This is a genomic window from Pseudomonas vanderleydeniana (genome assembly GCF_014268755.2).
GTDB classification, from domain to species: Bacteria; Pseudomonadota; Gammaproteobacteria; order Pseudomonadales; family Pseudomonadaceae; genus Aquipseudomonas; species Aquipseudomonas vanderleydeniana.
Genome location: NZ_CP077093.1, coordinates 775230 through 801796, shown reverse-complemented (window position 1 = coordinate 801796; position 26567 = coordinate 775230). Strand labels below are relative to the sequence as shown.

General features: G+C 63.0%; 23 protein-coding genes and 1 riboswitch. Of the genes, 6 read left to right on the top strand and 17 right to left on the bottom strand.

Annotated elements, in window-relative coordinates:
- Window positions 1–43: 43 nt before the first annotated feature.
- The 8 genes from parC to HU752_RS03490 all read right to left on the bottom strand — a co-directional run bounded on the left by parC (window position 44) and on the right by HU752_RS03490 (window position 8495).
- The gene (gene parC, locus HU752_RS03525) at window positions 44–2302 is read right to left on the bottom strand and encodes a DNA topoisomerase IV subunit A (protein ID WP_186683339.1); all 2259 of its coding nucleotides are present in this window, start codon (window positions 2300–2302) and stop codon (window positions 44–46) included.
- Window positions 2303–2312: 10 nt separating this feature from the next.
- On the bottom strand, window positions 2313–2834 hold the full coding sequence (locus HU752_RS03520) for a retropepsin-like aspartic protease family protein (protein WP_186683336.1): 522 nt from the start codon (window positions 2832–2834) through the stop codon (window positions 2313–2315).
- A complete protein-coding gene (locus HU752_RS03515; protein WP_186683334.1) occupies window positions 2831–3814 on the bottom strand; it encodes an esterase-like activity of phytase family protein in 984 nt (327 codons plus the stop codon). The genes HU752_RS03520 and HU752_RS03515 overlap by 4 nt, the downstream gene beginning before the upstream one ends.
- Window positions 3814–5718, bottom strand: coding sequence for a DNA topoisomerase IV subunit B (gene parE, locus HU752_RS03510; protein WP_186683332.1), 1905 nt, complete (start codon window positions 5716–5718; stop codon window positions 3814–3816). Before parE ends, HU752_RS03515 begins: the two co-directional genes overlap by 1 nt.
- A gap of 39 nt (window positions 5719–5757) precedes the next feature.
- Window positions 5758–6366: a YqiA/YcfP family alpha/beta fold hydrolase gene (locus HU752_RS03505; RefSeq protein WP_186683331.1), complete on the bottom strand. Its 609-nt coding sequence runs from the start codon at window positions 6364–6366 to the stop codon at window positions 5758–5760.
- Between the two features lie 108 nt (window positions 6367–6474).
- Window positions 6475–7293 carry a 3',5'-cyclic-AMP phosphodiesterase gene (gene cpdA, locus HU752_RS03500; protein WP_186683330.1) on the bottom strand — a complete coding sequence of 273 codons (819 nt, stop codon included), beginning with the start codon at window positions 7291–7293 and terminating at the stop codon, window positions 6475–6477.
- Between the two features lie 141 nt (window positions 7294–7434).
- Window positions 7435–7887 (bottom strand): DUF1249 domain-containing protein, encoded by a 453-nt coding sequence (locus tag HU752_RS03495; RefSeq protein WP_186683329.1) that lies wholly within the window; start codon window positions 7885–7887, stop codon window positions 7435–7437.
- Window positions 7878–8495 carry an NUDIX domain-containing protein gene (locus HU752_RS03490; RefSeq protein WP_186683328.1) on the bottom strand — a complete coding sequence of 206 codons (618 nt, stop codon included), beginning with the start codon at window positions 8493–8495 and terminating at the stop codon, window positions 7878–7880. The genes HU752_RS03495 and HU752_RS03490 overlap by 10 nt, the downstream gene beginning before the upstream one ends.
- 209 nt (window positions 8496–8704) lie before the next feature.
- On the opposite strand from HU752_RS03490, the gene HU752_RS03485 reads away from it, so the two are divergent.
- Window positions 8705–9436, top strand: a complete 732-nt coding sequence (locus HU752_RS03485) for an RsiV family protein (RefSeq protein WP_186683327.1) — start codon at window positions 8705–8707, stop codon at window positions 9434–9436.
- On the opposite strand, the gene cytX is transcribed toward HU752_RS03485, so the two are convergent.
- Together cytX and thiC are read right to left on the bottom strand one after the other, a co-directional pair.
- The gene (cytX, locus tag HU752_RS03480) at window positions 9405–10703 is read right to left on the bottom strand and encodes a putative hydroxymethylpyrimidine transporter CytX (protein WP_186683326.1); all 1299 of its coding nucleotides are present in this window, start codon (window positions 10701–10703) and stop codon (window positions 9405–9407) included. The two genes, HU752_RS03485 and cytX, sit on opposite strands and share 32 nt — an antisense overlap.
- Before the next feature lie 191 nt (window positions 10704–10894).
- Window positions 10895–12784, bottom strand: a complete 1890-nt coding sequence (thiC, locus tag HU752_RS03475; protein ID WP_186683324.1) for a phosphomethylpyrimidine synthase ThiC — start codon at window positions 12782–12784, stop codon at window positions 10895–10897.
- A 150-nt stretch (window positions 12785–12934) separates the two neighbouring features.
- A riboswitch (TPP riboswitch) is annotated at window positions 12935–13040 on the bottom strand.
- A gap of 188 nt (window positions 13041–13228) precedes the next feature.
- On the opposite strand from thiC, the gene HU752_RS03470 reads away from it, so the two are divergent.
- Window positions 13229–14668, top strand: coding sequence for a TolC family outer membrane protein (locus HU752_RS03470; protein ID WP_186683323.1), 1440 nt, complete (start codon window positions 13229–13231; stop codon window positions 14666–14668).
- Window positions 14669–14792: 124 nt separating this feature from the next.
- Here the strand turns inward: HU752_RS03470 and waaA are convergent, their stop codons facing one another.
- Complete coding sequence (gene waaA / locus HU752_RS03465; protein WP_186683321.1) at window positions 14793–16070, bottom strand: lipid IV(A) 3-deoxy-D-manno-octulosonic acid transferase; 1278 nt, start codon at window positions 16068–16070, stop codon at window positions 14793–14795.
- Between the two features lie 22 nt (window positions 16071–16092).
- Window positions 16093–16977: a LysR family transcriptional regulator gene (locus tag HU752_RS03460; protein WP_186683320.1), complete on the bottom strand. Its 885-nt coding sequence runs from the start codon at window positions 16975–16977 to the stop codon at window positions 16093–16095.
- 109 nt (window positions 16978–17086) lie between these two features.
- Between HU752_RS03460 and HU752_RS03455 the strand changes: the two genes are divergently transcribed.
- The 4 genes from HU752_RS03455 to HU752_RS03440 all read left to right on the top strand — a co-directional run bounded on the left by HU752_RS03455 (window position 17087) and on the right by HU752_RS03440 (window position 20482).
- Window positions 17087–17419, top strand: coding sequence for a DMT family transporter (locus HU752_RS03455; protein ID WP_186683318.1), 333 nt, complete (start codon window positions 17087–17089; stop codon window positions 17417–17419).
- A gap of 68 nt (window positions 17420–17487) precedes the next feature.
- Complete coding sequence (locus HU752_RS03450; RefSeq protein ID WP_186683316.1) at window positions 17488–18663, top strand: NAD(P)/FAD-dependent oxidoreductase; 1176 nt, start codon at window positions 17488–17490, stop codon at window positions 18661–18663.
- Entirely contained in the window at window positions 18660–19472 is an 813-nt protein-coding gene (locus HU752_RS03445; RefSeq protein ID WP_186683314.1) for an aldo/keto reductase, read from the top strand. The genes HU752_RS03450 and HU752_RS03445 overlap by 4 nt, the downstream gene beginning before the upstream one ends.
- Before the next feature lie 41 nt (window positions 19473–19513).
- Complete coding sequence (locus HU752_RS03440) at window positions 19514–20482, top strand: metal ABC transporter ATPase (RefSeq protein WP_186683312.1); 969 nt, start codon at window positions 19514–19516, stop codon at window positions 20480–20482.
- Window positions 20483–20488: 6 nt separating this feature from the next.
- Here HU752_RS03440 and hldE read toward each other — a convergent pair whose 3' ends face one another.
- From hldE to HU752_RS03415, 5 genes are all read right to left on the bottom strand, one after another.
- Window positions 20489–21910, bottom strand: a complete 1422-nt coding sequence (hldE, locus tag HU752_RS03435) for a bifunctional D-glycero-beta-D-manno-heptose-7-phosphate kinase/D-glycero-beta-D-manno-heptose 1-phosphate adenylyltransferase HldE (protein WP_186683310.1) — start codon at window positions 21908–21910, stop codon at window positions 20489–20491.
- A gap of 63 nt (window positions 21911–21973) precedes the next feature.
- Window positions 21974–22624, bottom strand: coding sequence for an adenylyl-sulfate kinase (cysC, locus tag HU752_RS03430; RefSeq protein WP_186683308.1), 651 nt, complete (start codon window positions 22622–22624; stop codon window positions 21974–21976).
- Entirely contained in the window at window positions 22617–23324 is a 708-nt protein-coding gene (locus HU752_RS03425) for a sulfotransferase family 2 domain-containing protein (protein ID WP_186683305.1), read from the bottom strand. The genes cysC and HU752_RS03425 overlap by 8 nt, the downstream gene beginning before the upstream one ends.
- 186 nt (window positions 23325–23510) lie before the next feature.
- Window positions 23511–25319 (bottom strand): lipid A export permease/ATP-binding protein MsbA, encoded by a 1809-nt coding sequence (msbA, locus tag HU752_RS03420; RefSeq protein ID WP_186683303.1) that lies wholly within the window; start codon window positions 25317–25319, stop codon window positions 23511–23513.
- A gap of 15 nt (window positions 25320–25334) precedes the next feature.
- On the bottom strand, window positions 25335–26507 hold the full coding sequence (locus HU752_RS03415; protein WP_186683301.1) for an O-antigen ligase family protein: 1173 nt from the start codon (window positions 26505–26507) through the stop codon (window positions 25335–25337).
- Between the last annotated feature and the right edge of the window lie 60 nt (window positions 26508–26567).

Here is a 26567-nt window from a genome sequence, read left to right as displayed (position 1 = left end):
TCGATCCTGCGCGAAAAAACCAGGACAGACACCCTGGACCGACCTAATTGCCAGTCTCTACCAACAATGCATCGACACGCTGGAAGCCGCGCGGCAACTTGTTGCCCCGACGACCACGCTCGCCCTTGTAATGCTCCAGGTCATCAGCCTTGAGCGACAAGGTCCGTTTGCCGGCCTGCAGCACCAGCGTTGCGCCTTCCGGCAGCACCGCCAGGTCGCTGACGTACTCTTCACGGCTGGCAACCCGCTCGCCGGGAACCCCGATGATCTTGTTGCCCTTGCCCTTGCCCAATTGTGGCAGATCGCTGATCTTGAAGATCAGCAGGCGACCTTCGGTGGTCACCGCCGCCAGCCAGTTCTGCTCGCGATCGGTCACCGGCCGCGGTGCCATCACCTTCGAACCATTGGGCAGGCTCAACAATGTCTTGCCCGCCTTGTTCTTGGCCTGCAGGTCTTCGCCCTTGACCACGAAGCCATAACCCGCGTCGGAAGCGATCACATACAGCGCTTCGTCCTCCGGCAACAGCACACACTCGAAGCTCGCGCCCGGTGGCGGCGTCAGACGACCGGTCAACGGTTCGCCCTGGCCACGCGCCGATGGCAGCGTGTGGGCCGCCACCGAATAGCTGCGACCGGTGGAGTCGATGAACACCGCAAACTGGTTGGAACGCCCGGCCGCCGCGGTCTTGAAGCCATCACCGGCCTTATAGGACAAGCCGGTGGCGTCAATATCATGACCTTTTGCACAGCGAACCCAACCTTTTTCCGACAGAACGACCGTTACCGGCTCAGTGGGCATCAGTTCGTTTTCCGACAAAGCCTTGGCTTCGGCACGGGCAACGATCGGCGAACGGCGGTCATCACCATAGGTTTGCGCATCGGCGAGCAGCTCGCTGCGTACCAGTTTCTTCAGCTTGGCTTCGCTGGCCAGCAGCGCCTGCAACTTGGCCTGTTCCTTGAGCAGTTCGTCCTGCTCACCGCGCAACTTCATCTCTTCCAGCCGCGCCAACTGCCGCAGGCGGGTATCGAGGATGTAGTCGGCCTGAATATCGCTGAGGGCGAAACGCTCGATGAGCTTGGCGCGAGGGTGATCCTCGGTGCGGATGATATGAATCACTTCATCCAGGTTCAGATAGGCGATCAGCAAACCATCCAACAGGTGCAGGCGCTTCTCGACCTTGTCCAGGCGGAACTTGAGGCGACGCCGGACGGTGTTGATCCGGAACTCCAACCACTCGACCAGCAGCGAACGCAGATTCTTCAACTGCGGCTTGCCGTTCAGGCCGATGATATTGACGTTGACCCGGTAGCTGGACTCCAGGTCGGTCGTGGCGAACAGGTGCTGCATCAGCTCTTCGGGGTCGACCCGGTTCGAGCGTGGGATGATCACGATCCGGCACGGATGCTCATGGTCGGATTCGTCGCGCAGGTCGGCGACCATCGGCAGCTTCTTGGCCTGCATCTGCGCGGCAATCTGCTCCAGCACCTTGGCCCCGGAGACCTGGTGCGGCAAGGCATGCACCACGATGTCGCCGTCCTCGACGCGGTAGACCGCGCGCATGCGGACCGAACCGCGTCCGGTTTCGTAGATTTTCAGCAGGTCGGCCTGCGGCGTGATGATCTCCGCCTCGGTCGGATAATCCGGGCCCGGGACGAACTTGCACAGCTCCTCGACGGTGGCCTTCGGGTCATCGAGCAGGTGCACGCAGGCGTTGGCGACTTCCCGCAGGTTGTGCGGCGGTACGTCGGTGGCCATGCCCACGGCAATACCGGTGGTGCCGTTGAGGAGGATATTCGGCAAACGTGCCGGCAACACTGCAGGTTCTTCAAGAGTACCGTCGAAGTTCGGCACCCAGTCCGCAGTGCCCTGCCCCAGTTCGCTGAGCAACACTTCGGAGTAACGTGATAGCCGCGACTCGGTATAACGCATGGCCGCGAAGGACTTCGGATCATCCGGCGCCCCCCAGTTACCCTGGCCGTCCACCAGCGTGTAGCGGTAGCTGAACGGCTGTGCCATCAGCACCATGGCTTCGTAGCAGGCCGAGTCGCCGTGGGGATGGAATTTACCAAGCACGTCACCCACGGTCCTGGCGGACTTCTTGTGCTTGGCGTCTGCATCCAGCCCCAGCTCACTCATGGCGTAGACGATCCGCCGTTGCACCGGCTTGAGGCCGTCGCCGATATGCGGCAGTGCACGGTCCATGATCACGTACATGGAGTAGTCGAGGTAGGCCTTTTCGGTGAATTCAGCCAATGACCGGCGTTCCACGCCGTCCAGGCTGAGATCAAGGGATTCGCTCATGCGGGCCTCATCAGTTCGTAGTCTGGCGCAGCAGCAAGGTGCCGCTACGCTGGGTGAATTCAAGTTTTTTCAAAGCGCTCATGCCCAACAATACCTGCTCGCCATCCAGGCCCGGCGCCACCAGGGCGCGCACATCCCGCAGGATGATATCGCCCAGTTGCACGCGGTCGAGCCGGGTACGGTAGCCCTCGGCACGCCCATTGGCCGTGCTGACAGTCACCGATGGGCCCCGCTCCAGGGCCAGCCGCTCGGCCACTTCGAGCGGAATCGCCACATCGGTGGCACCGGTATCGAGCATGAACTGCACCGGCGCGCCGTTGATCCGGCCACTGGCGACAAAATGCCCCTGGCTGTTGCCAGCCAGCTGGACTTCTATGTAACCCTCGCCCTGTTGCGAGGTGACGACACTGTTGGGGTTTTCCTGGCGTTCTTCCCACTGCCCGAAAAAGCGCGTGGCAAGAAACAGCCCGGCGCACCAGGCCATGATCATCAGCACGCGACCGGCGCGCTGGCCGGGCGGCGGCTGGCTCACGGCCGGGCGCTCCAACCGCCTTGCGGCGCGGCAAAGCGCCAGACAATCGGCCGGGCCTCGCCGTCGGCCCGGGCCCCGTCGTTATTGTCCAGGCCGATCCAGACCCCGTCGGCATCCACCACCAGCGCCTCGGCGAGGCCGTAGTTCTGCGGATAACGCCGCGGCTCGGTCAGCGCTTCGGCGGCGAACGACCAGCAACGTTCGACCTGGCCACTTTGCGCATCACGGCGACAGACGCGATAGGCGTTGCGCTCCAGGGTGAACAGCTTGCCCTCGAACAACGCCAGGTCGGCGAAGTCACGCGTCACCGTCTTGGCATTCGGGAACTGCGGCGGCTGCTGCTCGCTGCCATCCTCGCTCATCAGCACGCAGTTTCCCTCGCAATCCCATTGCGCCGATTGCCGCTTGAGCAGCAGCAGGCCACGTCGCTCGCGCTCGGCCGCCAGCCACAGGCGGTCGCCCACGGGGCTGACCGCCAGGCCCTCGAACACGGCATTGAAGTGCAGGAGCATGCCGTTGTCCCTGGCCTCGCTCACCAGTTTCGGAGTGATCGCCAGCCACTCTGGCGCGCCGCTTGGCGGCACCTTCAGCACCGCCGCGTGGGCTTCGCTGACGATATAGCGGTTGCCCGCGTCATCACAGCTCACCCCTTCGAAGTCCAGCTCGCCACCGCGAATGAACGAAGCGGCCCATACCTTCAGGCGCAGCCCCCAGGACAGGCCACTGTCGGGGACCGAAGGCACCTCAAGGTGCATGCCTTCGGCCTTCCAGACCCGGTTCGAGGTATCCAGCCGATAGAGCAGGTCGTCATCACGATCCGAGATCGTCCACAACTCGCTGCCGCACAGCGCCAGCCCGGACAGGTTGCCACCGCGCATGCCCTCGACCGGATGCTCGGACACCAGCTTGAGCTCCGGTACCGAATCGGCGAATGCCGGCCAGGCGGCCAGCAACCACAACGCCGCGAGGGCCTTGCGCATCAGACCAGCACCTCGGCCAGGTCGCCCTTGGACTCCAGCCAGGTCTTGCGGTCGCCGGCACGCTTCTTCGCCAGCAGCATGTCCATGATTTCCGCGGTCGCGGCAAAATCGTCCAGGGTCAATTGCACCAGGCGCCGGGTATTGGGGTCCATGGTGGTTTCGCGCAGTTGCGGCGGGTTCATCTCGCCAAGGCCCTTGAATCGGGTGACCTGCGGCTTGCCGCGCTTCTTCTCGGCCACCAGGCGGTCGAGAATGCCGTCGCGCTCGGCTTCATCCAGCGCGTAGAAGATCTCCTTGCCGAGGTCGATCCGGTACAGCGGCGGCATCGCCACGTAGACGTGACCGGCATCCACCAACGGGCGGAAATGCTGGACGAACAGCGCGCAGAGCAGGGTCGCGATGTGCAGGCCGTCGGAGTCGGCGTCGGCGAGGATGCAGATCTTGCCGTAGCGCAGCTGGCTCATGTCCGCCGCGCCCGGGTCGACGCCGATGGCCACGGCGATGTTGTGCACTTCCTGGCTGGCGAGTACTTCGCCGCCATCGACTTCCCAAGTGTTGAGGATCTTCCCGCGCAGCGGCAGGATCGCCTGGAACTCCTTGTCCCGCGCCTGCTTGGCCGAACCGCCGGCGGAGTCACCCTCGACCAGGAACAGCTCGGAACGCATCGGGTCCTGTCCGACGCAGTCGGCCAGCTTGCCCGGCAGTGCCGGCCCCTGGGTGATGCGCTTGCGCTCGACTTTCTTGCTCGCCTTCAGGCGCCGTCCGGCGTTGCTGATCGCCAGCTCGGCCAGCTGCATGCCCAGCTCGGGGTTGGCGTTGAGCCACAGGCTGAAGGCATCCTTGACCACCCCGGAAACGAACGCGGCGGCCTCGCGGGACGACAGGCGCTCCTTGGTCTGCCCGGAAAACTGCGGCTCCTGCATCTTCATCGACAGGACGAAGGCGATCCGCTCCCAGACGTCTTCCGGCGCCAGCTTCACGCCGCGTGGCAGCAGGCTGCGGAACTCGCAGAACTCGCGCATGGCATCGAGCAGGCCCTGGCGCAGGCCGTTGACATGGGTACCGCCCTGGGCGGTCGGGATCAGGTTGACGTAGCTCTCCTGGATGCTGTCGCCGCCCTCGGGCAACCACAGCAGGGCCCAGTCGACCGCCTCCTTGTTGCCGGCCAGGCTGCCGCAGAACGGCTCGTTCGGCAGGCGCTCGAATTCACTGACCGAGTCCACCAGGTAGGAGCGCAGGCCATCTTCGTAATGCCACTCGACCTTCTCGCCGGTGCCCTTGTCCTCGAAGCTGACCAGCAGCCCCGGGCACAGTACCGCCTTGGCCTTGAGCACGTGCTTGAGGCGGCTGACGGAGAACTTCGGCGAGTCGAAATACTTGGGGTCCGGCGAGAAGAATACGCTGGTACCGGTGTTGCGCTTGCCGACGCTACCGACCACTTCCAGTTCGGTGGCCTTGAAGCCGTCGGCGAAGGTCATCTGGTATTCGTTGCCATCGCGCTTGACCTTGACCCGGACCTCGGTCGACAAGGCGTTGACCACGGAGATCCCCACGCCGTGCAGGCCACCGGAGAACTGGTAGTTCTTGTTGGAGAACTTGCCGCCGGCATGCAGCTTGGTGAGGATCAGCTCGACGCCGGATACGCCCTCTTCCGGGTGGATATCCACCGGCATGCCGCGACCGTCGTCGCAGACTTCCAGGGAGTGGTCGGCATGCAGGATGACCTGCACCGACTTCGCATGCCCGGCCAGGGCTTCGTCGACACTGTTGTCGATGACTTCCTGGGCGAGGTGGTTCGGCCGACTGGTGTCGGTGTACATGCCCGGACGCTTACGCACCGGGTCGAGGCCCGAGAGGACTTCGATGGCGTCTGCGTTATAGGAGCTAGCGCTGGGAGTGGCCATGGGGTCTCTTCATCAGTCGTCTATGAATGGGGGTCATTCTCAAAGTGCAGAGAAATCGATCGATTGGTACTTATCGGCCGCGATACCGGCAAAACTGAGCAACGCCGGCAATTGTCGGGCAAAACCCTGGAAACCATGATCGCCGCCCGCCTGGATGCGCAAGGCGCATGCCCGGTAATACTGCTGCGCGGCGCGATAATCAAGGGTTTCATCGGCCGTTTGCAACCACACCTGAAAACGTTGCGGATCCTGGGGCGGCGGTACTTCCAGGGCGGCCAGGGCCGTCACATGGTCCAGGGTCAGCTCCCAGGTTTCGCCGCTGTAGAGGTTCTGCTGCGGGCCGAGAAAGCCGTCGAACATCCGGTGCGGGCTGACCGCCGGGTTGACCAGCAGGGCTTTCAGGCCATGGCGCTCGGCCAGGTGAGTCGCATAGTAGCCGCCGAGCGAGCTGCCGACCAGCAGCGGGCGACCGAGCTCGGCGATCGCGGCCTCCAACTGGGCCATTGCCTGGCGTGGATGATGGTGCAGGGCCGGCACCCGCAGTTGGTCGCCCAGCCCCAGATTCGCCATCACCGAAACCAGCTGGGTGGCCTTCTTCGACTCGGGCGAGCTGTTGAAACCGTGGATATACAGGATCGAACCGGACATGTCATCGCTCTCCAGGCGCCAGGCACCGCGCGGGCAAAGACGCGCAGTTTAGCCTGAGTCCGAGGCCATGACTCGTCCTGAGATATTTCCTACCGATATTGGGGAAGTTCAGTAACCCGTGCCGCCGAGATCGACGGTGGACTCGAAACCCTGGACCCGCGACACGCCCGTCTCCAGCCGACCATCCGGGTGCAGGCGCAACCAGCGATAGCCAGGGGCCTTGTCATCGAGCTTGAAGTCTTCGCTGCCCGGAGCGAACTGGATGCAGGTCGAAGGCGACGCCAGCAGGCGCAGCCCCTCGTGCTGCCGGTCGAACTCCTGGTGGATATGCCCCCAGAGCAGGGCCCGTGCCTGGGGAAAACGCTCCAGCACGGCGAACAGCGCCTGCGGGTTGCGCAGGCCGATCGGCTCCATCCAGGCGCACTGGATCGACACCGGATGATGGTGGAAGCAGACCAGGTGATGTCGCTCCGGCGCCTCGCCGAGGGCGCGTTCGAGCAATTGCAACTGCTCATCCTGCAGGAACCCCGGCACCGAGCCCGGCACGGCGGAGTCCAGCAGTATCACCCGCCAATTGCCGATATCCACCACCGGCTCCAGCAGGTCGCTGCCGGCGGCCGCCTCGGCCATTTCGCGCAATTCGTCATGGTTGCCGGGAAACCAGCGCGCTGGCGCCGAGATGCGCCCGCTCATCTGGCGAAAGCACTGGTAGGACTCCAGCGTACCGTCCTGGGACAGGTCGCCGCTGGCCAGCACCAGGTCGATCCGTGGCTGCTCGGCCAGGACACAGTCGATCACCCGTTGCAGGCTGTCACGGGTATTCATGCCCAGCAGGGTACCGTCCGTCTCGGCAAACAGGTGGCTGTCGGACAGTTGGACCAACAGCACCGAATCCGTGGTGGTCGATTGAGTGGCTACGCTCGACAAGGCGCTCTCCCGGAAATTGCTGGCTGGACAGTTTTTGACCGATTCGTTCAAAACCGTGTTGCGCGCAATTATGGTCAGGGAACTTGCAAAGAGGAAATGGCGGAAACGGGCACAGTTCACATTTAGCCGGATACAACTTGCTTAACGGACCGCCTCGAACTCATGGCCGCAGGCCAGGCAATGGCTCAACCATTCGCCAAGGAAGACATTGAGCTGGGCTTTCTCGTCCGGCTGGTGCATCGCCGCGTTCGGGTACGGGTAGATGCTGCGAAAGCGCCGCGCATGCTCGGCGCTGATCACCTCGGCCATGCGCGCATCGTGGTAGACCTGCACCTGCAACTCCGGCACCGGCAACCACGGCAGGCTGTGCTCCTGGCGGACCAGCAGGGTGGTGGTGTAGGGGCAGTCCTGCAACACCTCCAGGGCCAGCACCCCGAGCATCTGGTCGCCCTGGGTCACGGCAATCCGGCGCGAGCGCTGCTGGTTGCGCATCTCGGGCAACAAGCGCATGAGCCGGGCATAGTTCGCCTCGCAGGCTGCCTGCAGCCCGGCCAGGTCGACCCGATAACGCTCGCGCAACAGACTCACGACCATAAACCCCTCACTTCGGCACGATTCAATGCCAGCCACTGCAAGGCAATGATCGAGGCCGCATTGATGATCCGCCCGTCGCGCACCGCCTGCAGGGCATCATCGAAGGCCCAGACCGTCGCGCGGATGTCCTCGCTTTCCTCCACCAGCCCGTACAGGCCACCGGCGCCCTGGGTGTCGCAGCGTCCCAGGTACAGATGAACGAGTTCGTTGCTGCCGCCAGGCGACGGGAAGTAGCGGGTGATCGGCCAGAGCGCCTGCAGATCCAGGTCAGCCTCCTCCTGCGCCTCGCGCCGGGCAACCTCCTCCGGCTGCTCGGCCTTGTCGATCAGGCCGGCCACCAGTTCGACCATCCACGGATTGTCGGTCTTGTCCATGGCTCCGACCCGGAACTGCTCCAGCAGCACCACTTCGTCGCGCCGGGCATCGTAGGGCAGGACGCATACCGCGTCATGGCGCACGAACACCTCGCGATTGATTTCCTTGCCCATGCCACCGGCGAACAGCTCGTGGCGCAGGTGCAGGCGATCGAGCCGGTAGAACCCCTTGAAACAGTTCTCCCGCCGGATGATCTCGACCCGGGTCGGACTGGATTTGCTGATGTCGGTCATGCTGGTCCTCTTGGCTGTAGCGGCGAGGCTCCTCCTCGACTTCGCGCCATCCTAACGCGCCGACACCCGCTGATGCAGCCACTTTCCCATCGCCGGGATGGACGGCTGCCACCGAAACCTACTCTAATTAGCGTAGTGGCGAACCGAGTCCGCCGCTGACAGTCAAAGCACGATCTCCCTGGCCTATCTTTCGCTGACGAAGGACGTACATGTCGTTTTCAAAAATCGCCTCGCTGACCTGCATCGCCCTGACCCTGGGCGCCTGCCAGAGCCTGTTCCAACCCGCCACGCAGAAGCCGCTGGAGCTCAAGCGCGATGCCTGGGAACAGGTCAAGCCGGGCTGCAACGATCCGGATTGCCCGCTGGTGAACATCGATACGGTGCACTTCCCGGACGAACCGCAACTGGACAGCCTGATCGAACGCCGCCTGCTGCAGATGACCCACGTCACGCCATTGCCGACCTCGCTCAAGGCCTACCAGGACCAGTTCCTCGCCACTTCCGCCAGCCGCCAGGGCAGTTACCTGCAAGCCAAGGTACTCGAGCAGCATGACGGCTTGGTGATCATCGAGCTGGTCAGCTACCTGGACAATGGCACCCCCCAGGGCACGCCGGAGCGTGGCTTCATCAACTGGTCACGCACCGAGCACAAGGCCCTGACCCTGCAGGACATGCTGCTGCCGGGCCAGGAGGAGGCCTTCTGGAAGCTGGTCAAGGTCGCCCACAACAGCTGGCAGATCGGCAACCGCGCCGACCAGGACTTCGTTCGCACCTGGCCCTTCCAGACCACCCCGAACGTCGCCCTGACCAGCGACGGTGTGCTGCTCAAGTACAACGTGACGACCATCGCCCCCTACGCCATGGGCCTGATCGACCTGAAGGTCGACTACTCGCGCCTCAACGGCATCCTCAAGCCCGAGCGGTTTCCCGTCCGCAAGTGAAGATCTTGCCCAGCAGCAGTTGCAGCAACCCTGCCAGCAGCAGCGACGGCAGGGTCGCACCGAGCTCCGGATGGAAACTGGCCAGCAGGTGATAGGTGGCAACGCCGCCCAGCCAGGCCAGCAGTGCCGACCAGCGCAGGGCTGACTGCCCGCTCCGGGTACCGCGCCGGCTCAGGATGAAGTGATCGGCCAGCACCACGCCGAACAGTGGCGCGAACACCGAACCGATCAGCAGCAGGAAGTTCTGGTACTGCGCCAAGGGTGCGAAGCAGGCGATCAGGGTGCAGATCACGCCGATGCCCAGGGCCAGTTGCTCGACTTTCAGCGGCAACAGGATGCCACTGGAAACCGCTGCCGAATGGATGTCGGCGAAAGCATTCTCCGACTCGTCGAGCAGGATCAGCAGCAACGGGATACCCAGCCCCGCACCCGCCAGGGCCAGCAGCAGCGCATTGACCTCGCCACTCGGCGCGAAGGCCAGGGTGTAGGCCACGCCAAGGCTCATCAGCCATAGGTTGCCGATGAAGAAGCCCAGTGCGGTACCACCGAACACCCCCTGCGCGCGCTTGCCGAAGCGGGAGTAGTCGGCGATCAGCGGCAGCCAGGACAGCGGCATGGCGATCGCGATGTCGAAGCCCACGGCGAACGTCATCGAACCATCCCCCGCCTGGGCCCACAGCGCAGCCAGGTCAGCCTTGGCGAACAGGTTCCAGGTCAGCCACAGGCATGCCGCCAGCAGCAGCCAGATGCCCCACTTGCGCAGGATCCTGCGCACGAAGGTCAACGGGCCGCTGACCGCCAGCAGAGTCGCCAACGCCCCGAACAGCAGGGTCCAGAGCAGCGGATTGGCCAATGCACTGCCCTCGCCGAACGCCCGGCCGCCGAGCAGGCTGGCGGCATCACGCATGACGATGATTTCGAAGGCGCCCCAGCCCACCAGTTGCAGCAGGTTGAGGACCGCTGGAAGGCTCGCCCCATAGCGGCCGAGACTCAACTTCAGCGCGGCCATGGCGGCCAGGCCGGTGTCGCTGCCAATGACGCCGGCAGCGGCCAGCAGCAGCACGCCAACCGCCGTGCCAAGCAGGATCGCCAGCAGCGAGCCGGACAGCCCCAGGCCCGGAGCCAACAGGGCGCCGGTCTGCAGCACCATCAGGCCGACACCGAGGGAGAACCACAGGGAAAACAGATCGCGCGCGCCGAACACGCGCTTGTCGAGCGGCACGGCGAGGTCGGGAGAATAAGTGCTGGGAGTCTTCAAGGGTGTCATCTCAAGAGAAGCGCAAATGTAAACGGACCTGTGGCGAGCGGGCTTGCCCGCGCTGGGGCGTGAAACGCCCCTGAAACCAGGCAACCCGGCGCATCAGATACGCCGGGTTGTCCGTTTCACGACTGCTTCGCAGTCGAGAGCGGCGGTGCGGCGTCCCGACAAGCCCGCTCGCCACAGGCGTCAGGCTCAGGTCAGACCTTCTGGTACAACTGGCTGCCCTCGCGCTTGAAGCGCTCGGCCTGTTCCGCCATGCCCTGCACCGCCTCCGCGTCGACCGCCTCGATCCGCTGGTTGGCCGCGTAGTCGCGAACTTCCTGGGTGATCTTCATCGAGCAGAACTTCGGCCCGCACATGGAGCAGAAATGCGCGACCTTGGCCGAGTCCTTGGGCAGGGTCTCGTCGTGGAAGGCCCGCGCGGTATCCGGATCCAGGCCGAGGTTGAACTGGTCTTCCCAGCGGAACTCGAAGCGCGCCTTGCTCAGCGCGTTGTCGCGGATCTGCGCACCCGGGTGGCCCTTGGCGAGGTCGGCGGCGTGGGCGGCGATCTTGTAGGTGATGATCCCGGTCTTCACGTCATCCTTGTTCGGCAGGCCCAGGTGCTCCTTGGGCGTGACGTAGCAGAGCATGGCGCAACCGAACCAGCCGATCATCGCCGCACCGATACCGGAAGTGATGTGGTCGTAGCCCGGCGCAATGTCGGTGGTCAGCGGGCCGAGGGTGTAGAACGGCGCCTCGTCGCAGCACTCCAGCTGCTTGTCCATGTTCTCCTTGATCAACTGCATCGGCACGTGGCCCGGACCTTCGATCATGCACTGCACGTCATGCTTCCAGGCGATCTTGGTCAGCTCGCCCAGGGTCTCCAGCTCACCGAACTGCGCTTCGTCGTTGGCGTCGGCGATCGAGCCCGGACGCAGGCCATCGCCCAGCGAGAAGCTGACGTCGTAGGCCTTCATGATTTCGCAGATTTCCTCGAAGTGGGTATAGAGGAAGTTTTCCTTGTGGTGCGCCAGGCACCACTTGGCCATGATCGAGCCGCCGCGGGAGACGATCCCGGTGACCCGCTTGGCGGTCAGCGGCACATAGCGCAGCAGCACGCCGGCGTGGATGGTGAAGTAGTCGACGCCTTGCTCGGCCTGTTCGATCAGGGTGTCGCGGAACAGCTCCCAGGTCAGGTCCTCGGCCACGCCGTTGACCTTTTCCAGGGCCTGGTAGATCGGTACGGTACCGATCGGCACCGGCGAGTTGCGGATGATCCACTCGCGGGTTTCATGGATGTGCTTGCCGGTGGACAGGTCCATGACCGTATCCGAACCCCAGCGGATGCCCCAGGTCAGCTTGGCGACTTCTTCCTCGATGGAAGAACCCAGGGCACTGTTGCCGATGTTGCCGTTGATCTTCACCAGGAAGTTGCGGCCGATGATCATCGGCTCCAGTTCCACGTGGTTGATGTTCGCCGGGATGATCGCGCGGCCGCGGGCGATTTCCTCGCGGACGAACTCGGGGGTGATTTCCTTCGGAATGCTCGCGCCGAAGCTGTGCCCGGCGTGCTGTTGGTCAAGCAGGCCGGCGGCGCGGGCTTCCTGCAGCTTGAGGTTCTCGCGGATGGCGACGTATTCCATCTCGGCGGTGATGATGCCCTGGCGGGCATAGTGCATCTGGCTGACGTTGGCCCCGGCCTTGGCCCGGCGCGGATTGTTGACGTGGGCGAAGCGCAGCTTGGTCAGTTCCGGGTCGGCCAGGCGCTGCTGGCCGAAGTTCGAGCTCAGGCCGGCCAGGCGCTCGGTGTCGCCGCGGCTGTCGATCCACGACGAACGGACATCGGCCAGCCCCTTGCGCACGTCGATGGTCACGCTCGGATCGGTGTACGGGCCGGAAGTATCGTAGACCAGCACTGGCGCGTTGATCTCGCCGCCGAAGTCGGTCGGGGTCACGTCGAGGCTGATTTCGCGCATCGGCACGCGGATATCCGGGCGCGAGCCCTGGACGTAGATTTTTTGCGAGCGGGGGAAAGGCTGCACCGACTGCTCGTCGACCTTGGCCGAATCGCTGAGGTTCGCGGCGTCTTTTAATCTTGTACTCATCACGGGCTCTCCAGACTGCATCCAGGTGGATTGTCGGGATGAACCTGAATTGCACGGACGCACCAAGGCTGCTGATGCTGTGCCCTGCCCGGACGAACGTTGTTCGATTGTCGAACAACACCCCGGACGAAGCACAAGAGGACTCGCCGGGAGACGAGCAATCTTGTTCCCTACGCAGGCGCTAACCTGATCAGGTTCAACGGGATCCGGAATTATCCGATCTCAGCCTCATAGCAAGGCACCCCGACAAGAACACGCCGAGTGTAGACCAAGACTGCGACATAACGCCACCACCCTCGCATTCGTCTGGATAAATGGCCGATATGCAGGATTGTTGCGAATCCCGTCGACAACTACACTCGCCTACGGCTTGACGCTGAGCACCTGGCAAATTAGGCTCGGCGACCAAATTACCATCATCATATTTACTCCAAGGATTGCCTCATGCTGCGCAAATTATCACTGGCCCTGGCCGTGTCTTGTGCGACCAACGGACTGGTCTGGGCAGCTGAAGCCCCTCTGTCGACCAGGACCGACCTGGTCAGCGTCTACCAGGAAGCCCTGGACAACAACGCCGACCTGGCCGCCGCTCGCGCCGACTACGACGCACGCAAGGAAGTGGTGCCCCAGGCCCGTGCCGGGCTGCTACCGAACCTGTCGGCCGGTGCCAGCAGCAACAACGTGCGCACGTCGATCGACCGCCCCTCGGTCACCACCAACCGTAGCGCCAACGTCTACCAGGCCACCCTGAGCCAACCGATCTTCCGCGCCGACCGCTGGTTCCAGTTCCAGGCGGCCAAGGACGTCAACGAGCAGGCGGCACTGCAACTCTCGGCCACCGAGCAGAACCTGATTCTGCAGAGCGCCGAACGCTACTTCGCGGTACTGCGCGCCCAGGACACCCTGGCCTCGACCAAGGCCGAGGAAGCGGCCTTCAAGCGCCAGCTGGACCAGTCCAACGAACGCTTCGATGTCGGCCTGTCGGACAAGACCGACGTCCTGCAATCCCAGGCCAGCTACGACACCGCGCGGGCCAACCGCATCGCCGCGCAACGCCAGGTCGAGGATGCGTTCGAAGCGCTGATCACCCTGACCAATCGCCAGTACAACTCGATTCAGGGCATCGTCCATAGCCTGCCAGTGCTGGCCCCGACGCCGAATGACGCCAAGGCCTGGGTCGATACCGCCGCCAAACAGAACCTGAATCTGCTGGCGAGCAACTACGCGGTCAGCGCCGCCGAGGAAACTCTCAAGCAGCGCAAGGCCGGCCATGCTCCGACCCTCGATGCCGTGGCCCAGTACCAGGCCGGCGACAACGACGGTTTCGGCCTGACCAACCCCAACACCCTGGGCCAGAACTATGGCGGCCCGGTGAAGCAGACCACCGTCGGCCTGCAACTGAACATCCCGCTGTACAGCGGCGGCCTGACCAGCTCGCAGGTGCGTGAGTCCTATTCACGCCTGAGCCAGACCGAACAGCAGCGAGAAGGCCTGCGTCGCCAGGTGGTGGAAAACACCCGCAACCTGCACCGCGCGGTGAACACCGATGTGGAACAGGTACAGGCGCGCAAGCAGTCGATCATCTCCAACCAGAGTGCGCTGGAGGCGACCGAGATCGGCTATCAGGTGGGAACGCGCAATATCGTCGACGTGCTCGATGCCCAGCGCCAGCTGTACACCTCGGTGCGCGACTACAACAACACCCGCTACGACTACATCCTCGACAACCTGCGCCTGAAGCAGGCGGCGGGCACCTTGAGCCCGGACGACCTGAGCGCCCTGGCGCGCTACCTGAAGGCCGACTACAACCCGGACAAGGACTTCCTGCCGCCGGACCTGGCGAAAGCCGCGTCGGCCAACCTCAAGACGCCGTCGGAGCGCTAGCCCCCGATCGTTCCCACGGTCCCCGTGGGAATGCCTCCCAAGACGCTCCGCGTCAGCCCCTTTGACGCCGAGCGTCACCGGCTGCATTCCCACGCGGAGCGTGGGAACGATCAAGCGACAGGGCTCAGCGTGCCAGCAGACGCCCCAGCCCATCCAGCAGGCGCTGCAAGGCGCCCTGGTTGGCCTGCATCACCTTCAGCCCAGCCTCGCCCATCCGGCGAGCATCCTGGGGCAGTTCGAACAGGCTGCGCACCGCCACCGCCAGACCCTCGGCATCATCGACTTCCTGCAACGCACCCGCCTCACGCATCAATGCGGCGATCTCGAGGAAGTTGAACAGGTGCGGCCCGCTCAGGACCGGCTTGCACAGGGCCGCCGGCTCCAGCAGGTTGTGCCCGCCATTGGGCACCAGGCTGCCGCCGACGAAGGCACTGTCGGCCAGGGCGTAGAGAAACAGTAATTCACCCATGGTGTCGCCGAGCAAAACCGAATCCGTCGCACCGACCGGCTGCCCGGTCGAACGCCGGACCGTCGGGAAACCCTGCTGGCGGCAGAGCTCGAAAACACCGTTGAAACGCTCCGGATGACGCGGCACCAGAATCAGCAGGGCATCCGGGTAGTTGCCCAGCAGTTGCCGATGCGCCGCCAGAACCACTTCGTCCTCGCCCTCGTGGGTACTCGCGGCAATCCACACCGGACGCTGCCGGGCCTGCCACTGCTCACGCAACTCGGTCGCACGTACCTGTAGTTGCGGGTCGATGGTCAGGTCGAACTTGATCGAACCGGTGACCTGGACCGACTCGGCCCGTGCGCCCAACTGCCGGAAACGCTCGGCCTCGACCTCGGTCTGCACCGCGATCAGGCTCATTTCCTCGAGCATTGGCCGGGTCAGCCGGGCAAACCGCGCATAGCCCCTGGCCGAGCGGGCCGACAGCCGCGCATTGGCCAGCGCCACCGGAATCCCACGCAGGGCACACTGGTGGATATGGTTGGGCCACAGTTCGGTTTCCATGATCACCGCCAGCCGCGGGCGCACCGTGTCGAGGAAACGCGCGGCCGCCCAGGGCAGGTCGTAGGGCAGGTAGCAGTGCTGGATCCGCGGCTCGTTGGCGAACATGGCCTGGATCCGCTCCGAGCCGGTCGGGGTCATGCAGGTCAAAGTGATCGGCAAGCCGGGGTGCTGCGCCAGCAACGCCCGGATCATCGGCGCGGCGGCAATGCTCTCGCCCACCGAAACCGCATGCACCCAGATGCCGTCCGGGCGCATCGGCGGCAGGCCACGGGCAAACCGTTCGGCGACCCGTCGGGCATAGGCCGGCGCCTTGCGCGCCCGCAGCCATAGACGCACCGCCACCAGTGGCAGCCCCAGATGAAACAGCAAGGTGTAGAGAGTTCTATTCATGGCGGCGGAGTTTACTGTGTTTTCAACCGATCGCCTGCAAGTGTTCGGCAAAACGCTCCGCCAACCAGCGGGCAGCCGGCCCCAGGGGATCGTCACGGCGCCAGACCAGCTCGACCACCAACGCCGGCGGGGTCCACTCGCTGACCAGCTCGACCATCTGTCCCTGATAGGTCGGGTACTGCACCACATGACGCGGCAGCCAGGCCCAGCCCAGCCCACGGATCAGCCATTCGGCCATGACGTAGAAGCTATCGGCCCGCCAGACCAGGGGACTGGCCGCCTCGCTGCCAGGATAGACACTCGACTGCGTCGACATCAGCAGTTGCCGATGCTGCGCCAGTTGCTGGCAATTCACCCGAGCCAGATTCGCCATCGGATGGCCAACGCCACATACCGTGACCATCTCGATGCTGCCCAGCACGCGACGCTCCAAGGCCTCGGGAATCTGGTCGTGATAGAACAGCAAGCCCAGGTCGGCCCGTCGCTCCACCAGCTTGCGCGCCACATCCCCCTGGGCCGCGCTGGTCAGTTGTACTTCAAGATTGGGGAAGCGGTTGGCCAGGGCCTCCAGGCTGTCGACCACCGACTGGTAGGGCATCGCCTCATCCTGCGCCAGGCGCAGGCAGGCCTCCTGGCCACGCATCAGCGACAACGCCCGGCCGTTGAGACGCTCGCACTGGCGCAGCACCTCGCGCGCTTCCTCCAACAGGGACTCCCCCGCCTCCGTCAACCGCGGCTGGCGTCCGCTGCTGCGCTCGAAGAGCATTACGCCAAGATCTTCCTCGAGCAGGGCGATCGCCGAACTGACCGCCGATTGCGCCTTGCGCTGGTGACGGGCCACCGCGGAAAACGAACGCTGCTCGGCGACATCGACGAACAACCGCATCTGCTCCAGATTCCATTGCATGGGCGATCCAACCTATCTTCTACACAGATAGGTAATGACTTTACCCCATCTGGCCGACGGCTAAAATGCCGACCTCATCAGAAGGCCAAAAGACAGGGGAGATCACTTCATGAATGCCTACTACTACCTCGCCATCGCCATTTGCGCCGAAGTCATCGCCACCGTTTCCATGAAAGCGGTCAAGGGCTTGAGCACCCCGCTGCCCCTGGCCCTGATCATCGCTGGTTACGCCACGGCCTTCTGGATGCTCACGCTGGTGGTCCGCACGGTGCCGGTCGGCGTGGCCTACGCGGTCTGGGCCGGCATGGGCATCGTGATGGTCAGCGTCGCCGCGCTGTTCCTCTACGGGCAGAAGCTGGACGTACCGGCCATGCTCGGCATGGCCTTGATCGTCCTCGGGGTGGTGGTGATCCAGCTGTTCTCGAAAACCGCCGGACATTGACGGCAAGCCATCGACACTTCCCCGAACCTGTATACTGCGGCCTCAGTCTGAAGAACCGAGGTCGCTGCATGCCATCCGCTATTTCCACCGATGTCCTGATTGTCGGCGCCGGCGTCGCCGGCCTCTGGCTGAATGCGCGCCTGCGCCGCCAGGGCTTTTCGACGGTGTTGGTGGAAAGTGCCAGCCTCGGCGGCGGCCAGAGCGTAAAGTCCCAGGGCATCATCCATGGTGGCGCCAAATATGCGCTGCACGGCGCCCTGACCGGCGCCTCGGAAGCCATCGCCGACATGCCGCGGCGCTGGCGTGAGGCCCTGGCCGGCACTGGCGAACTCGACCTGTCCGGTGTACGCCTGCTGTCGGACGCCCATTACCTCTGGTCCCCAGGCACCCTGGCCGGCAACCTCACCAGCTTCTTCGCCAGCAAGGCCGTGCGCGGCCGGGTCGACCAGGTCAAGGGCGACCAACTGCCACCAGCCCTGCAGAACCCGCGCTTCAAGGGCAAGGTCTATCGCCTGGCCGAACTGGTGGTCGATGTTCCCAGCCTGATCGAGCGCCTGGCCGAACTGGCCGGCGACGGCCTGCTGGCCGGACAGAAGATCGAGCCGCTGCGGGAGCACGATCAACTGGTCGGCCTGCGTGTCGACGAGCGCGAGATCCGCGCCCAGCGCATCGTGCTCAGCGCCGGTGCCGGCAACGCCGAACTGCTGCAAGCCCTGGGCCTGAGCCAGCCGGCAATGCAGAAGCGCCCGCTGCACATGGTGCTGGTCAAGGGGCCGAGCCTCAAGCCGCTCTACGCCCACTGCCTGGGCGGCGGCCCGAAGCCACGGATCACCGTGACCACCCACCCTGCAGCTGATGGCCAGTGGGTCTGGTACCTCGGCGGCGACATCGCCGAGGCCGAGGGCGTCGCGCGCGACAGCGCCGAGCAGATTGCCGCCGCACGCAAGGAACTGGAGAACCTGCTGCCCTGGATCGACCAGAGCCAGAGCCGCTGGGCCACCCTGCGGGTCGATCGCGCCGAGCCCCAGCAAACGGGCCTGACCCGTCCGGACAATGCCTTTCTCGCCGACGACGGGCGCCTGCTGGTCGGCTGGCCGACCAAGCTGGCGCTGGCGCCAGACTTCGCCGACCGGGTCATCGCCAGCCTGCAGCGCGATGGCATCCAGCCCGGCCATGCGCCGGCATTGCCCGAGCTGCCTCGCCCCGCCATGACACAAACCGCCTGGGAACAACTGCTGCCATGAGCCTGCCAACCCTGCACGAACTGCACCGCCCCCTGGGCAGCACCGGCCTGAACGTCTCGCCGCTGGGCCTGGGCACCGTCAAGCTGGGCCGCGACCAGGGCGTCAAATACCCCAGCGGCTTCCAGATTCCCGACGACGACGAGGCCCGCCAGTTGCTCAAGCTGACCCGCGACCTGGGGATCAACCTGATCGACACCGCACCGGCCTATGGCCGCAGCGAAGAGCGCCTCGGCCCGCTGCTGCGCGGGCAGCGTCATGAATGGGTGATCGTCAGCAAGGTCGGCGAGGAATTCGAGGCCGGCCAGTCGCGCCACGACTTCAGCGCCGGGCACACCCGTCTTTCCGTGGAACGCAGCCTGCAGCGCCTGGAGACCGACTTCATCGACCTGGTGCTGGTGCACTCCGACGGCAACGACCTGGCGATCCTCGAAGGGAGCGATGTCTACCAGACCCTCGCCGAGCTCAAGCGCGAAGGCAAGATCCGCGCGTTCGGCTTTTCCGGAAAGACCGTCGACGGTGGCCTCAGAGCTCTGGAGCAGGGTGACTGCGCCATGATCACCTACAATCTGAACGAACAGGCCGAACGACCGGTCATTGACTATGCCGCTGCCCATGGCAAGGCGATTCTGGTAAAAAAGGCCCTGGCCAGTGGTCACGCCTGCCTGGGGCCGGGCGTCGACCCGGTACGGGCCAGCTTTGAGTTGCTGTTCGAGCACCCCGGCGTTGCCAGTGCTATCGTCGGTACCATCAATCCGCTGCACCTGGCCCACAATGTGGCAACCGTAGCCCGGGTCATTCGCCAGAACTGATGCCGCCCATGCGGCCGACCCCGACGCAAGAAGGAGCCGACATGCCGCGAACACTGATCCGCAAGAACCCCAGCAACTTCAAGACCCTGCCCCTGTTCGTCGAAGCGACTCCCGAAGGCCTGAGCTACCAGAGCGTCGGGATGCCGCTGAACTTTGCGCAGATCCTGCAAAAGCGCAAGCCGGTGAACGTCGCCGACGCCGGGCGCTTTGCGCTGGAGCTGGCCAACCTCGGGGTGTCGGTACGACTCACCCTGCATTGGCAGAATCGTGACTATTGGGTGCTGGTCCGCCAACGCCGGCAGGACCGCGGCGACGTGGTGCTCAAGCTGATTTCCGGCTACGTCCCGGCCCAGGAACTGAACCTGCCGCTGCACACGGCCATCCAGGAGATCGCCGAAGAGTGCCTGCTGGAAACCCCTGAGGGCTGGTTGACCGGCCGGTTCAACGACACCTGGCTGCCAGCCCCCTACTCCGCCGCCCTGCACTATCGCGAGGCACTGCCTTTTCGCCTGACACCGCTGTCCGGCTCGGCATTGCCGGTACGCTGCGGCGCCCAACAGCTGATGGAGCGGCCGCGAGCCTATGTGCACCTGCCGACCGCATCGCTGCAGTTGATCTACGACCTGCGCCTGGACGTGCCACGGGAAGCCAAGTCCCTGAGCCTGTTTCATGTCGACGAGCGACTGGAGAACGATGAACTGGTGGCGCGCCTGAACCGCTCACGCCCCGACCTCTACCTGATGCCGTTGAAAGACGGCCAGCCCTGTGCCGAGCTGTACACCCTGAAGAAGGACCAGTTGATTGCAGCCAGCACGCGCGGCCTGTACCTGGCGGAAAGCTTTGCCCGCCAGGACGGCTGGCTGGTGCGCGACGAGCGGGTACGCTGGAAGGACTGGCTCCGCCAGCAAGGGCTGGCGGAACCGGAGAAGGACTCCAAGCTCAGGCGCCTGACCGGCAAGGCCAGGCAGATCCTGCGCAAGATCGTGCCGGCCAAGGCCGGACAGCGATAGACGGGGTCAGTTGCTGCGGATCTTCTCGACAATGGCCGTGGTCGAGCTGTTTTCCACCAGCCCCAGCACCTTTACCGTACCACCGTAGGCCTTGACGATGTCGGCGCCGACCACCTGGTCGATACCATAGTCGCCGCCCTTGACCAGCACATCGGGTTTGACCTGGGCCAGCAGGTTTTCCGGAGTGCCTTCCGGGAAGCTGATCACCCAGTCCACCGCGCCGAGACCGGCCAGGACCGCCATGCGCCGATCAACACTGTTGATCGGTCGGCCTGGCCCTTTCAGGCGGCTGACCGAGGCATCGTCGTTGATCGCGACGATCAGTCGGTCGCCCTGGGCGCGAGCCTGCTCCAGGTAGGTCACATGACCGGCATGGAGGATGTCGAAGCAGCCATTGGTGAATACGATCTTCTCGTTGTGTGCCCGCGCGTCATCCACCGCCAGCAGCAATTGCTCCAACCCCAGGACACCGCGCTCGGACCCTTCCTCACGCTGGATCGCCCGGCGCAGTTCCGGCGCACTGATGGCCGCAGTGCCCAGCTTGCCGACCACGATACCCGCCGCCAGGTTGGCCAGGGCTACCGCATGGGGCAGTTCCTCGCCGGCGGCAATCGCCGCGGCCAGGGTGGAAATCACGGTGTCGCCGGCACCGGTCACATCGAACACTTCACGAGCCCGGGCCGGCAGGTGCAAGGCCGGGTGATCGGGACGCAGCAGGGTCATGCCATGCTCGCCACGGGTAACCAGCAGGGCCCCGAGGTCGAGATCCTGCATGAGCTGCGCGCCCTTGGAGACCAGCTCGTGCTCGTCGGCGCAACCGCCGACGATGGCTTCGAACTCACTGAGGTTCGGCGTGATCAGGCTGGCCCCGCGATAGATCGAGAAGTCCTTGCCCTTGGGGTCGGCCAGCACCGGGATTCCCCGCGTACGTGCTGCCTGGATCAGCGCCTGATGGTTCTTCAGCGCCCCCTTGCCGTAGTCGGACAGCACCAGCACCTTGATGCCTTCAAGCAGGCCATCCACCTCGGCACCCAGTGCCAGGGCGTCGGTGGAGAACGGTTCTTCGAAGTCGATACGCAGCAGTTGCTGGTGACGACTCATGACCCGCAACTTGACGATGGTCGGCTGGTGCGCAATGCGCTGGAACAGGGCCCGCACGCCCGCGCCCTTGAGGCTGTTGGCCAGGCTGTCGGCGGCCTCGTCGTCACCGGTGACACCCACCAGGGACGCCGGCGCGCCCAGCGCGGCAATGTTCAGGGCAACGTTGGCCGCCCCGCCCGGACGGTCCTCGATCTGCTCGACCTTGACGACCGGTACCGGCGCCTCAGGGGAAATCCGTGAGGTACCACCATGCCAGTAACGGTCGAGCATGACATCGCCGACCACCAAGACAGGGGCTTGATCGAATCGCGGCATGGACAACTTCATGGAGCAACCCACATACAAAATGAACAGGGGCGCGATATTAACACAGGGTTGCCGCCGGCTAGCCTATGGCTTCAATTGAGTGGTTTCACCGTTGGAAATTGAACGTTTATTGATCAGGAACTCCAGCAGGCTCTGGGTCGAAGCCTCCAATGTCATGGATGTCGTGTCGATTTCACAATCGGCATCCAAAGGTACCTCGTAGGGGCTGTCGAGCCCGGTGAAGTCCTTGATCTGTCCGGCCAGGGCGGCCTTGTACAACCCCTTTGGATCGCGCTGGGAACAGACATCGAAAGGCGTGCTGACATAGACGCAGGAAAACTCCTGCGGCGTGAAGAGCGAGCGTGCCTGATCACGGTCGGCACGAAACGGCGAGATCGCCGAGACGATCACGATCAAGCCGGCATCGACCATTAGCCGCGCCACCTCGGACACTCGCCGGATGTTTTCCTTGCGGGCCTTCGCAGACATGCCCAGGTCGCTGCACAGGCCATTGCGCACGTTGTCGCCATCGAGCAGGAAGGTATGCAGGCCGCGCTGGTTGAGCTGCAACTCAAGGGCATTGGCCAGGGTCGACTTGCCGGCTCCCGACAACCCGGTCAACCAGATACAGCAGGGTCGCTGATGCTTGATCGCAGCCCGCTCTGCCGTGGAGAGCGCCAGGGTGTAGGGTCGGATCTGCGGTTTTTCCAAGGGAATCGTTGCCAGTCTATTCATAGCCCAGTAGCTCATAGTCTCGTTGGTAGACACGACGAACCAGTCGACGAGTTCTTGCTGTGCAGAAATCCTTGGCCGGGGCGGGATTGCGCAGGGCCGAATGATTCAGATGCGGCAGCTGCTGATCGACCCCGATCTTTTCGCACACCGTCCGGAAATCACTCTCGATGCGCTCCTGGTAACCGATGAAATCCAGTGCCAGATGCCCCAGCGAAGAGGTAATGAAATCTGACTGTGGCGCGAAATGAAGTTGCCTGCGAACGTTATCCGGATCCAGCCAACGGTAAATCAGGTCATCGAAATCCCGATACGAGTCCATCAGTGCCTTGGCCGGCAGATCCCTTCGATAGGCGTCACCGCTGGCTTTAAGGTAGGTATAGGCCGAATAGGCCCTCTCCAATGGATCACGAACGAAGGCGAACTTGAAACTGCTGGCAAACTGTTCAGGAAACTGCTGCTCATACCAGTACAGAGGCAGATGCCCAGGTGTCCAGCCGTTGAACAGTGCAGAACTGATACTGCTCCCTGCACATTTAGGAACATGGATGAAGAGGCACGAATGAGCCTTGAACGGATCGGGAAATCTTACATTTGCCGACATCGCCTTGTTCACCACCTGTCGATCGACCACCGAAAGACGGTCCAACAGGAATGAACGCTGGGACTTGGGCAACAACTTCCACAAATAGCGTTGAAACATTCCCCAAACCTACGCGAAGAGGATGGCCTCTTCGAAGTTGTCATTGATTTATTTCATAACAATAACAAGGCTAGCAGCCGGGAATATTTAGGCTTGGTCAAGAATGTAAGCAGCCTGATACAAAACTGAAGCATCAGGCTAAGGAAAATGGCCAAGGCAAGTCTGAAAGCCTTGGCCTACGAGGCTTCAGGCCGTACCGAGGGAGCTTGGCTCTTCAAGACCGATAGAGTGTAGGCGCGCGTAGTAACCGTTCTTTTCCAATAATTGGGAATGAGTACCACGTTCAACAATACGCCCCTGATCCATGACTAGAATCAGGTCAGCCTTTTCAATAGTCGAAAGGCGATGGGCGATAACCAATGTAGTGCGCCCTTCCATGACATGGTCCAGGGCTCCCTGAATATGTCGTTCAGACTCGGTATCCAGGGCAGAAGTGGCCTCATCGAGAATCAGCAACGGCGCATTCTTCAGCAATGCACGAGCAATCGCCAGGCGCTGGCGCTGGCCACCTGAAAGCAGCACACCGTTTTCGCCCACCTGGGTATCCAGACCCTTTGGTAATTGATCGATGAAGTCCTTGGCATAAGCATCTGCGGCCGCCTTCTCGATATCCTCGCGCGGCGCCCCAGCCAGGTCACCATAGGCGATGTTGTTGGCTACCGTGTCACTGAACAACGTGACGTTCTGGGTCACCTGGGCAATATGGCGGCGCAGGTTCAACAGACGGTAGTCCTCGATATCTACGCCATCGAGCAGTATCTCGCCGACTTCATGGTGATAGAACCTTGGGATCAGATTGGCCAAGGTGGACTTACCGCTGCCGGAGCGCCCAACCAGGGCAACCATTTGTCCGGGTGCAGCCGAAAAAGATATATCGTCCAACACCAGGCGATCGGTTCCCGGATAGGTAAAGCTCAGTCCTCTCACCTCCAGATGCCCGGTAACGGTGTCTCTCTCGACAGTACCGTGATCGACTTCCGGCTCGACATCCAGCTGTTCGAAAATGCTCTCGGCCCCGGCCACGCCTTTCTGGATAGTCGAACTGACCTCTGAAAGCTGGCGGATGGGTTTGGGCAACAACCCTGCCGCCGTGATATAGGCCACCAGATCACCTGCTGTGGCATCACCGCGCAAGAACAGGACCAGGAACATCAGAACCGCCATGGCAACGTAGATCACCAACTGCAGCATTGGCGTATAGATGGCCCCGGTCTTGGTCATGTGCATCTGCTTGTCAGTGTTGCTCTGACTGGCCTTTACGAAGCGTTGCTTCTCGTAGCCCTCGCCACCGAAGCTGCGCACCACGCGATACCCCTGGATGGTCTCGGATGCCACATGCGTCACATCCCCCATGGCTACCTGGATCTTCTTGCTCTGCTTGCGGAACTTCTTGCTGGTGCTACCCACCATGACTGCAATCAACGGCAGGATGGCCAGCATTACCAGGGTCAACTTCCAGTTCATCCACAACAGGTAGACGAACAGAAACACAACTGTCAGCCCTTCACGAATCACCACCTTGATCGCATCGGTGGCAGCGCCGGTGACCATGGTCACGTTGAAGGTGATCCTTGAAATCAGGTGCCCGGAATTATGAGTATCGAAATAGCGATTGGGCAGGACCAACAGCTTGTTGAACAACTCGACACGCAGGTCATGAACCAGCCCCAGGGAAACCTTGGCCAGATAGTAGTTGCCCAGATAGGAGCCCAACCCCTGCCAGGCGGCAATGGCCACGATCAGCAGGGGTACCGCCTGCAGCAGTTGCAGATCGCGCAGGTAGGGGGTATGTGGAAACAGCACCGCTTCCGGGTTGGTCAGTCCATCGACGAAGTATTTGAGAATGCCCGCCAACATAGGCTGGGTCGAGGCAAATATCACAAAGCCAACAATGCTCAGCACAAAGATGCCGATATAGGGCGTCACATAACTCAGCAACCTGAAATAGATTTTCAGGCTTGAAGTCTGTCCCGTTTCGGACGGTGCATTACTCATCGTGAAGCTCACTGATCAGGTAGAACGAGGAATTTTATCACACACACCGCTGGAGCCTCTTGCGCATGCCGAAACCAGCGCCAGACCAACTGGCAGCCAAGTAATGAACCATTCGGCCCGCGGCGTTCCGGTCAGGCTGGCCGCATCGAATTGCATGGCTACAGTTGAGAAGACCCATATTCCCAGAAGGCCCTGTCCAAAAAGGGTGTGGCGGGAGCGCCAAGCCTCGCTCAGGGTTGCAAGCCAAACCGCCATCCAGAGCAGCAGCCCAGGAATACCAAGTTCGATAGCAACGTGTGTCAAAAGGTTGTGTGAGTGATCGAAATACAGATCGGAAGCAAAGACTCTGTAGCTGCTTTCCAAACCAAGCCCGGTCCAAGGACGCTCGGCGATCATCTGAAGGCTGGCCATAAAGATCTGCGGCCTGTAAGACACACCACGCTCCAACACAAGCGGCGCAAGCAACCAGAAAACCACGATGGCGAACAGCAGCGAGGCAAGGGCCAGCAAGAGTGTTTGCCGGTCACGACGCCAAAGAGGTGCAGTCAGGATCGTTGCCAACAAAGCCACCGCCACACCTCGACTTTGGCATAGCACCACAAATGCACAGAGCACTCCCAGCGCCAGGCACCAGACAACACGCATCAAGCGTGATGGAGGCACCCAGGAGAGCATCCAGACCATCGCCAGCCCCAGGGCATATCCGCCTAGAATAGGGTGAGCGAGTTCGCCCAAGCCACTCAGGCGCCCAAACCAAGGATTACCTTCAAGCCAGTAGAAACGAATGATCGCCAAAAGGGCCACCAGGGCCAACCCCAGCCCTCCCCATTGCATCAGGCGAATCACCCGCTCAGGACGGCCGCCAGCAAGAATCGGGAAAAACAGCAGAAAGACCAGAATATAGAGCAACCGCTTGGGGCCGCGAGTCAGGTCAGGCTCCTGACTCCAGAGCATCGAAAGCAGCGCCCAGCCGCACAATGCCAAGACCGCCAGGCATAGCATACGTTGCGTGCGCCAGACTTCAGCAAGCCTGCTGCGGGCAGGCCAAACCAGGCACAAGGTTGGCACCCAGAGAAAAAGCGCCATACCTTGCTGGTAGACTTTATTAGTCGGGGCAAAAGCGATTGCCAGTAAAAACCATAAGAGGGCAAAGCCCATCCAACCCTGCGTCCAACGACTTGCGTACATCCAACTCTCCTGGCCCACCCGGCGTCAAAACTGCCATGGTGAAAACGACAACTTTTGGGC

Bases quoted from the DNA above. Each gene is read 5' to 3' on its own strand.
- parC (WP_186683339.1), bottom strand. From the start codon at position 2,302: ATGAGCGAATCCCTTGATCTCAGCCTGGACGGCGTGGAACGCCGGTCA.
- HU752_RS03515 (WP_186683334.1), bottom strand. From the start codon at position 3,814: ATGCGCAAGGCCCTCGCGGCGTTGTGGTTGCTGGCCGCCTGGCCGGCA.
- parE (WP_186683332.1), bottom strand. From the start codon at position 5,718: ATGGCCACTCCCAGCGCTAGCTCCTATAACGCAGACGCCATCGAAGTC.
- HU752_RS03505 (WP_186683331.1), bottom strand. From the start codon at position 6,366: ATGTCCGGTTCGATCCTGTATATCCACGGTTTCAACAGCTCGCCCGAG.
- HU752_RS03495 (WP_186683329.1), bottom strand. From the start codon at position 7,887: ATGGTCGTGAGTCTGTTGCGCGAGCGTTATCGGGTCGACCTGGCCGGG.
- HU752_RS03490 (WP_186683328.1), bottom strand. From the start codon at position 8,495: ATGACCGACATCAGCAAATCCAGTCCGACCCGGGTCGAGATCATCCGG.
- HU752_RS03485 (WP_186683327.1), top strand. From the start codon at position 8,705: ATGTCGTTTTCAAAAATCGCCTCGCTGACCTGCATCGCCCTGACCCTG.
- cytX (WP_186683326.1), bottom strand. From the start codon at position 10,703: ATGACACCCTTGAAGACTCCCAGCACTTATTCTCCCGACCTCGCCGTG.
- thiC (WP_186683324.1), bottom strand. From the start codon at position 12,784: ATGAGTACAAGATTAAAAGACGCCGCGAACCTCAGCGATTCGGCCAAG.
- HU752_RS03470 (WP_186683323.1), top strand. From the start codon at position 13,229: ATGCTGCGCAAATTATCACTGGCCCTGGCCGTGTCTTGTGCGACCAAC.
- waaA (WP_186683321.1), bottom strand. From the start codon at position 16,070: ATGAATAGAACTCTCTACACCTTGCTGTTTCATCTGGGGCTGCCACTG.
- HU752_RS03460 (WP_186683320.1), bottom strand. From the start codon at position 16,977: ATGCAATGGAATCTGGAGCAGATGCGGTTGTTCGTCGATGTCGCCGAG.
- HU752_RS03455 (WP_186683318.1), top strand. From the start codon at position 17,087: ATGAATGCCTACTACTACCTCGCCATCGCCATTTGCGCCGAAGTCATC.
- HU752_RS03450 (WP_186683316.1), top strand. From the start codon at position 17,488: ATGCCATCCGCTATTTCCACCGATGTCCTGATTGTCGGCGCCGGCGTC.
- HU752_RS03445 (WP_186683314.1), top strand. From the start codon at position 18,660: ATGAGCCTGCCAACCCTGCACGAACTGCACCGCCCCCTGGGCAGCACC.
- HU752_RS03440 (WP_186683312.1), top strand. From the start codon at position 19,514: ATGCCGCGAACACTGATCCGCAAGAACCCCAGCAACTTCAAGACCCTG.
- hldE (WP_186683310.1), bottom strand. From the start codon at position 21,910: ATGAAGTTGTCCATGCCGCGATTCGATCAAGCCCCTGTCTTGGTGGTC.
- cysC (WP_186683308.1), bottom strand. From the start codon at position 22,624: ATGAATAGACTGGCAACGATTCCCTTGGAAAAACCGCAGATCCGACCC.
- HU752_RS03425 (WP_186683305.1), bottom strand. From the start codon at position 23,324: ATGTTTCAACGCTATTTGTGGAAGTTGTTGCCCAAGTCCCAGCGTTCA.
- msbA (WP_186683303.1), bottom strand. From the start codon at position 25,319: ATGAGTAATGCACCGTCCGAAACGGGACAGACTTCAAGCCTGAAAATC.
- HU752_RS03415 (WP_186683301.1), bottom strand. From the start codon at position 26,507: ATGTACGCAAGTCGTTGGACGCAGGGTTGGATGGGCTTTGCCCTCTTA.